General features: G+C 71.3%; 7 protein-coding genes. 5 read left to right on the forward strand and 2 right to left on the reverse strand.

The window, feature by feature from the left end; translation table 11 throughout:
* From BH719_RS08190 to BH719_RS10230, 4 genes are all read left to right on the forward strand, one after another.
* Window positions 1-941: ABC transporter permease (locus BH719_RS08190; RefSeq protein ID WP_009744364.1), on the forward strand; the 941-nt coding region annotated here is incomplete at its 5' end.
* Window positions 942-949: 8 nt separating this feature from the next.
* Window positions 950-1,828: an ABC transporter ATP-binding protein gene (locus BH719_RS08195; RefSeq protein WP_009744365.1), complete on the forward strand. Its 879-nt coding sequence runs from the start codon at window positions 950-952 to the stop codon at window positions 1,826-1,828.
* 8 nt (window positions 1,829-1,836) lie between these two features.
* Window positions 1,837-2,478, forward strand: a complete 642-nt coding sequence (locus tag BH719_RS08200) for an FMN-binding protein (protein WP_245683282.1) — start codon at window positions 1,837-1,839, stop codon at window positions 2,476-2,478.
* 89 nt (window positions 2,479-2,567) lie between these two features.
* The gene (locus BH719_RS10230) at window positions 2,568-3,980 is read left to right on the forward strand and encodes an FAD:protein FMN transferase (protein ID WP_245683338.1); all 1,413 of its coding nucleotides are present in this window, start codon (window positions 2,568-2,570) and stop codon (window positions 3,978-3,980) included.
* 381 nt (window positions 3,981-4,361) lie between these two features.
* On the opposite strand, the gene BH719_RS08210 is transcribed toward BH719_RS10230, so the two are convergent.
* Window positions 4,362-5,612, reverse strand: a complete 1,251-nt coding sequence (locus tag BH719_RS08210; RefSeq protein ID WP_009744368.1) for a hypothetical protein — start codon at window positions 5,610-5,612, stop codon at window positions 4,362-4,364.
* 196 nt (window positions 5,613-5,808) lie between these two features.
* On the opposite strand from BH719_RS08210, the gene BH719_RS09860 reads away from it, so the two are divergent.
* Window positions 5,809-5,985: a hypothetical protein gene (locus tag BH719_RS09860; RefSeq protein ID WP_216818690.1), complete on the forward strand. Its 177-nt coding sequence runs from the start codon at window positions 5,809-5,811 to the stop codon at window positions 5,983-5,985.
* 515 nt (window positions 5,986-6,500) lie between these two features.
* Here BH719_RS09860 and BH719_RS08215 read toward each other — a convergent pair.
* Window positions 6,501-7,390, reverse strand: an 890-nt coding sequence (locus BH719_RS08215; protein ID WP_245683283.1) for a (Fe-S)-binding protein, incomplete at its 5' end; no start/stop codon positions are given.

The raw sequence follows: 7,390 nt of genomic DNA on the forward strand, positions 1-7,390 counted from the left end.
AGGCGAACAGCAGCGGGGCGGCGGCCAGCGGCGGCGGGAAGGCGAACAGCAGCGGGGCGGCGGCCAGCGGCGGCGGGAAGGCGAACAGCAGCGGGGCGGCGGCCAGCGGCGGCGGGAAGGCGAACAGCAGCGGGGCGCCGACCGCCCCCGGCCTGGGCTCCCAGGACGGGGCGCAATCGGCCTCCAGCCCGCTGTCCGCGCAGACCGCCCAGGGCGCTCAGGCGTCGCAGGGCGCCCAGGCCGCTCAGGGCGCGCAGGCCGCTCAGGGCGCGCAGACCGCGCAGTCGGGCGCCGACGGGCAGGCGCGCTCCATCACCGTGACCGTGTCCGGCATCCTCAAGACGGGCGGCAACGAGGACGGCTACATCTACATGTCCGCCGGCGACATGGTGGAGCTGACGGGCGCCTGGGAGCCCTCCATCGCCCAGTACTCCGTCGCCCTCGAGGGCGACCAGCTGACGGCGCTGGTGGACTCGATCAACGCCTCGGTGCCCTCCGTGCGCGCCCAGACCGTCAAGCGCCTCGTCCAGTCCGACTCCGGCGTCATCGACATGCTGCGCTCCCTGCTGGGCATCATCACCGTGATCGTCCTGGCGCTCACCACCATCGGAGTGTCCACGACGATGATCGCCGTGGTCACCGAGCGGCGCAACGAGATCGGCCTGCGCAAGGCACTGGGCGCCACGTCGCGGTCGATCATGGGCGAGTTCATGGGCGAGGGCGTGGCCCTGGGCGCCATCGGCGGCCTCGTCGGCGCGGCCGCCGGGTACGCGCTGGCCGCCGCGATCAGCTGGAACGTGTTCCACCGCGCCGTCGCCGTCCACCCCCTGATCCTGATCGCCACAGTCGTTTCCTCCGTCGCGGTCGCCGTAGTGGCGTGCCTGCCGCCCGTGCGCCGCGCCCTGGCAGTCGATCCCGCGCTGGTCCTGCGCGGAGAATGAGGTACGCAATGAGCAGCACACCCACCACCCCACAAGCCCCGGACCCCCGCACGCCGCCGGACTCCGCAGGAACAGCGCAGGACGGCCCCGCACAGGGCCTGGCGGGCGGAGGGGCCGCAGGCGACCCCCTGCTCCGCCTGTCCGGCGTGTCCAAGATCTACGGCGACCTGCACGCCCTGGACAACGTGTCGCTCGAGATCCCGCGCGGCCAGTGGGTGTCCATCGTCGGACCGTCGGGCTCGGGGAAGACCACATTGATGAACATCGTCGGCGCCATGGACACCGCCACGAAGGGGACCGTCGCCCTGGACGGGCACGACATCTCCGACCTGACCGGCGACGAGCTCACCGAGATCCGGTGCCGCACGATCGGCCTCGTCTTCCAGCAGTTCCACCTCATCGGGCACCTCACCGCCCTGGAGAACGTCATGGTCGCCCAGTACTACCACTCGATGCCCGACGAGAAGGAGGCCATGGAGGCCCTCGACCGCGTGGGCCTGGCCGACCGCGCCACCCACCTGCCGCGCCAGCTCTCCGGTGGCGAGCAGCAGCGCGTGTGCGTGGCCCGCGCCCTCATCAACTACCCCAAGCTCGTCCTCGCCGACGAGCCCACCGGTAACCTCGACGAGACCAACGAGGAGATCGTCCTCGACCTCTTCGCCCAACTCCACAAGGACGGAACCACCCTCATGGTCGTCACCCACGACGCCCTGGTCGCCGAACAGGGGCAGCGCGAGATCCGCCTCGACCACGGCAGGGTCGTGAAGGAGACATGGCACGACCACGGCTTCACCCCCCGCGATTCCGGCCTGGCGGTCCCCGCCCCGTCGGCCGACGGCGGCGCCGGCCAGGGGCCTGCGCGCAGCGGGAAGGACAAGGTCCGATGAGCCCTCGGATGAATGACGGCAGCCGCGCCGACGGAGACCGGCGGCGGGCCGTGGCCGCTCCCGGTTCCCCGCGCGTCGACGCCTCCGGTCCGGCTTCTCGCCGGTGGGCTTCCGCCGCCTCCCGTGCGGTCCTCGGTGCCCTCGGGGCGACGATCCTTGCCGCCTGCCAGCCCTCCACAGGCCTCGACATGTCCAAGCCCCTGCAGGACGGGACGTGGTCGGCGCAGTCCAACGCGGACGACCAGGGCTCGGTAGGCACGATCACCATCACCGTCGAGGGCGGATCCATCACCTCGACCTCGTACACGACGGCCATGTCCGACGGCTCCGACAAGGGCGGTGATTACGGGAAGGACTCGTCCGGGCGGGTATTCAACCAGGACTACTACGACAAGGCGCAGGCCGCCGTCGCCTCCTTCGAGGAGTACTCCGCGAAACTCACCGAGACCGGGGACCCCGCCAAGGTCGACGTCATCTCCGGCGCCACCGTCGCCCACCAGCAGTTCGTGCAGGCGGCGATCCGCGCGATCGCGCAGGCGCAGGGCGTGGACGGCTCCGGGGCCGCCGACGGGGTGGACATCCCCGGCCTGGGCGAGTCCACGAAGGACGGCGGCGACCTGGACAAGGACCTCGGCGGGGGGAACGGCTGAGCGCGCCCGGGCCTGGGGCGCGCCTGTGGCGCTCGTCCTTCCCCGCGATGGGGACCCGCGTCGATATCGTGGGCTGGGGCGGGGACGGCATGGGCGTCGTCGACGCCTGCGTGCGCCTGGTCGCCCGCCACGAGGCCATGTGGAGCGTGTTCCGGCCCGCTTCCGAGGTCTCCCGCCTCAACGCGGCCGCCCGCGTAGTGCCGCTCCCCGCGGGGGGAACGGGCGGGGAGGCACCCGGCTGCCCCGGCGCGGTCGGTGACCCGGGGGTTGGCGCCTCTGGAGCGGTTCACTGCCCGGGGGTGTCCGTGAGCGCGGCCACCGACCAGTTGCTGCGCGACGCCTTGGCGCTGTCCGACGCGACGGGGGGAGCGTTCAACCCGTTGATCGGCCCTCTTGTGGGGCTGTGGGACGTGAAGGGGATGCGCGAGGCGTTCCTCGCGGGCGACTCCCTGCCATCCGCGCCCCTCGCGGCGGACATCGAGTCGGCACTGCGCGCGGTCGATGCGCGCTTGCTGCGGCGCGTCGGGCCCTCGCGCTGGGCGCTGGGCGGGCAGGACGCGCCCGCGGGGGGCGGTGGCTGGAGGGCTGATGACTGCTGGACACTGGGGGAGGGGTCCGCCGGGGGCGCTGGGCGCTGCGCGGATGAGGGCGGCCGCGCAGCTTCGGAAGAGCCATCGGGGGCCGGTGCGCTGCCCTCCCTCGACCTCGGCGGCATCGCCAAGGGGCGGACTGCGGATGAGTGCCGCGACTTGGCGGTGGACATGGGCGCGCGCGGCGTCCTCGTCTCCATCGGCACCTCCTCCATCGCCGCCTACGCGACGCGCCCGGATGGGGGCCCCTGGCGGGTGGGCCTGCGTGACCCCGACAGCCCGCCGACGGCGGTCGCCTCCGTCATCGAGCTCCCGTGCGAAGGGCTCGCGTCCCTGTCCACATCGGGCGACAACCTGGGGCCGCTCGGCCCGGCGGCGCGGACGGGTCCAGTGGGGCGGCTCGGCCCAGGGGGACGACCGGGGCGTTCGGAGGAATGGGGAGGCGGTGCCCGTGGGACTGACGGCGCCGCCCGTGGGGAGGATGAGGCTGGCGTGCTGGGTGCTGGGCGAGACGCCCAGTGGACGCATGGAACAAGGCATGGCCAGGCGAATGGCGGAGCGCGTGAAACACCGCGTGAAACGGAACCTGGGGCGGAGCGCGGACCGCGTGGCGCATCGTGTGGAACAGGGCGTGGAGTGCCGGGTGGGGTGGAGCGTGGAACGTCGGGTGGCGCGCCGTGTCCGGGCGGCCGCCTCGTGGACCGGTTGCTCGCCCACCACATCATCGACCCGCGCACTGGGCGCCCCGCGAGCGGCGGAGCGCGCCAGGTGAGCGTCCTCGCCGGATCCGGAGTGCTTGCCGAGGCCCTTTCTACCGCGATCCTCGTCGATCCGTCCTGTGTGAGGGGGGAAGCCGTGGAGCAGTGGGCCCGTGCGCGCGGCATTGATGGTCGGTGGCGGATCGCGGGGTAGAGAACGACCAGGCCGTTCAGCACATCGGGGCATGGAGTCGCGCGCGAACCTGCGCCCCCACTCGATCCGCAGGCGGTCCGGCGTATTGGGGTAGGAAACGGTGCATTGGGGTAGGTGGGCGAAGCGGGGGCGCGCCGCTGTCCGGTGCATTGGGGCAGGAAACGGTGCATTGGGGCAGGGAACGGCCAGGACGTTCATCGCATCGGGGCAGGAAACGGAGCATTGGGGTAGGCAAATTGCCTACCCCAATGGGTGGCTGCCTACCCCAGTGCGCTTGATCTGTCTCCGCTGAGGTTTCCCCCGCGCTCCGTCGAGGTGTCATAGCCGCGCCCATCGCACAGCGGATCCGGATCTCGGAGGAGGCGCTCCAACCGTGTGCCGTCACTCCGTCCAATCCGGCGGATCCGGATCCACCAGTAGAGTGCGTGTTCGCTGTGTGAGGCCGACCGCTGGGGTTCTCCGCTCCGCGGCGTGAGCGCCTCGATCAACCCCGCCTGTTGAGGACGACTGCGGGCTGCCGCCGCCACGATGCTGGGGCGCCTTCCTTCGCGTGTCCGCGGAAACGGGCGCCGACGAGTGGATACGGCGGTCAGGGCCATCGCAGTCCTCTGACGGAACCGCCCAGAGCGGCGCGCATGGGGGTGGCGACAGTGACCGGGTTGAGGAGAACGCCCTGCGTATCCTTTGTCGGAGGGCGTGGAAGTCCTCGAAGTCCGCCCAGCACACCCGGATGACTTTCCAGCCGTCGTCGCGCAGCGCCTCGTCCCGGAGCACCCAGCGCCGTTTCTCCGCCTCGATCTCGGCCTTCGAGGAGCCGAGTTTGGCCAACCCGTCGAACTCGAAGATGATTTTCAAATCGACTACGGCGATATCCGCGTAGTACGTGCGGCCACCAAGGCGGATCTCATGCTGGGTGACGACGGGCAGGGGACTGACGGTGAGCACCACCCACAGGAGCGCTGCCTCAGCGGGATTCTCACAGCCCGCGTCAGCGGCGCGGAGGATGCGCGAGCCCCGACGCGTGCCCCGACCGGGCGCGCGGGCGTCCAGGATCTCCGCGAGACGGGCCTTTATCAGCGCCTCCTTCTCCCGGGCGCCCTCCCGGTCCGAAGCGTTGAAGGGCGCCCACGCGCGCATAGCCATGCAGGCGAGTACGAAGGCGGGCAACTGCTCGTCCCCCATGACGACCCGGAGCAGGGCGTCCTGAGGCGACTCCACAAGGAAACCGGAGCCGTGGAGACTTGGTTCTCCAGTCAACGGACGGCTGCGGCGGCACGAGACGCGGACGGGAGGGATCCGGACATCACCGAATAGCACTTCGGGCAGCCATGTGGTCCGGCGCCGTGCGTCGATGTGGATCGTGACATCGGGGTTCTTCACCCATCCGGTGATCCCGTGGAGCAGGAGGGCACTGGACCCCACGAACGTGGGCGTCGATTCCAGGGAACCGTTGACTGCGGCGATGCGGGCGAGGGCAATGGCCTCCCAGATCTCCCACCGGGGCAGATCCGCGGGGGCGTTGCAAATCCAAGCCCGGAAGCCGTACTTGATCCGCACTTCCCGGGAGCCGTCGGCTCCCGGCGGAGCACTGGTGGTGGGGACTCGGTACACGTCGATATCGTTGCTTTCCATTCCAGAAGAATGGCCGTCCCGCAGCTGCGGAGTCCACAAACGGGAGTCGTCCTGTGGATCGCGGCGGTAGCGGTGGGGGCCTGTGGATAATCGGGAGCGACGCTGTCCTGTGGATATTCGGGATCGACGAGGCGGGCGCGGGGAGCTTTAGCACCGGGAGGGGCTGGCCGATCGAGTGCGGTCTAGGGACTTGACTGTGCGTGCGGAGCGTGCTCCGCTGGTGCTGGTGCTGGTGCTGGTGCTGGTGCTGGTGCTGGTGCTGGTGCTGGTGCTGGTGCTGGTGCTGGTGCTGGTGCTGGTGCTGGTGCTGGTGCTGGTGCTGGTGCTGGTGCTGGTGCTGGTGCTGGTGCTGGTGCTGGTGCTACGGGTCTAGGCGTTTGCGGAGGCCTCCAGGGTATTGGCGGGATAAAGCACGGGATCGTGCCCCTCAGCGATGAGCTGGTCGATGCCTCCTGGGCATTGGGGCAGACAACCACCCATTGGGGTAGGCAATTTGCCTGCCCCGATGCTCTGTTGCCTGCCCCGATGCGTTGGGCGGCCTGGCAGTTCCTACCCCGATGCGCTGTTGCCTGCCCCGGTGCACTGGGCGGCCTGGTCGTTGCCTGCCCCGATGCTCTGTTGCCTGCCCCAATGCGCTGGGCGGTCTGGTCGTTGCCTGCCCCGATGCTCTGTTGCCTGCCCCAATGCGCTGGGCGGCCTGGCAGTTCCTGCCCCAATGTGCTGTTGCCTGCCCCGGTGCGCTGGGCGGTCTGGTCGTTGCCTGCCCCGGTGCACTGAATGGTCTGGTCGTTGCCTGCCCCAATGCTCTGTTTCCTGCCCCAATCGGGTGGAGCGGCGCGTCGGCACAGCGGATGGCGCGCGGTGCTACTGGAGGCCGGCGGGCACGGGCTATACGGGCCGACCCGCGCCGGGACGCGGCGCGCCCCCCGAGGCGAGCAGTGTCGCCAAGTGGACACCGCCCCTGCTTGCCAGCTGCTCGGCCTGCGTGCGGCACGAGAAGCCGTCCGCCAGGTACACGGCGCCGGGCTCGTCGTCCAGGGCGGGCAGCAGCGACAGCCCCGCGACCCCCACGGACACGTCGTAGTGGCCCGCCTCCATGCCGAAGTTCCCGGCCAGGCCGCAACAGCCGTCGATGCGCCGCACGCGCGCGCCCAGCCGCTCCAGCAGGGCCTGGTCGGCCCCCCACCCCATGACGGAGTAGTGGTGGCAGTGCGGTTGCGCGACCACGGTCACGCCCTCCAGCGACGGCAGGTCCAGCTCTGCGGGCGGCACGGTGGACAGCAGCTCCGCCAGAGTCAGCGTCCCGTGGCAGACCAGCGCGGAGCGCGGGTCGTCGGGCAGCAGGTCGAGCAGGTCGTCGCGCAGGACCGCCGTGCACGAGGGCTCGACGCCCACGATGGGGATGCCGTTCGCCGCGAAGGGCGCCAGGGCCCCGAGCAGTTTCCTGAGCCGCTTCTTCGCCCCGCCCAACTGCCCGGTGGTGATCCACGTGAGGCCGCAGCACACGTCGGGCGCGACGACGGGCGCGAACCCGTTGCGCTCCAGGACCTCCACCATTGAGCGCGCGCCGCGGTCGTCGAGCGTCTGGCTGAAGGAGTCCGCCCACACGACGACGTAGCGGCGCCCATCGGGGCCGCGCGGCGAGGCGGGGGGCGCCCCGTCCCCCGATCCCGCAGCGCCCCCGCTCCCCGGGCCAGCAGCACCCCCACTCCCCGGGCCAGCAGAGCCCCGGCTCCCCGGGCCAGCAGAGCCCGCGCCCCCGCTCCCGCTCCCCGATC

Source organism: Pauljensenia hongkongensis, assembly GCF_001746855.1.
GTDB classification, from domain to species: domain Bacteria; phylum Actinomycetota; class Actinomycetes; order Actinomycetales; family Actinomycetaceae; genus Pauljensenia; species Pauljensenia hongkongensis.

What these genes read in the sequence shown, in the direction of transcription:
- BH719_RS08195 (WP_009744365.1), top strand. Translation starts at nt 950, where the DNA reads ATGAGCAGCACACCCACCACCCCACAAGCCCCGGACCCCCGCACGCCG.
- BH719_RS08200 (WP_245683282.1), top strand. Translation starts at nt 1,837, where the DNA reads ATGAATGACGGCAGCCGCGCCGACGGAGACCGGCGGCGGGCCGTGGCC.
- BH719_RS10230 (WP_245683338.1), top strand. Translation starts at nt 2,568, where the DNA reads ATGGGCGTCGTCGACGCCTGCGTGCGCCTGGTCGCCCGCCACGAGGCC.
- BH719_RS08210 (WP_009744368.1), bottom strand. Translation starts at nt 5,612, where the DNA reads ATGGAAAGCAACGATATCGACGTGTACCGAGTCCCCACCACCAGTGCT.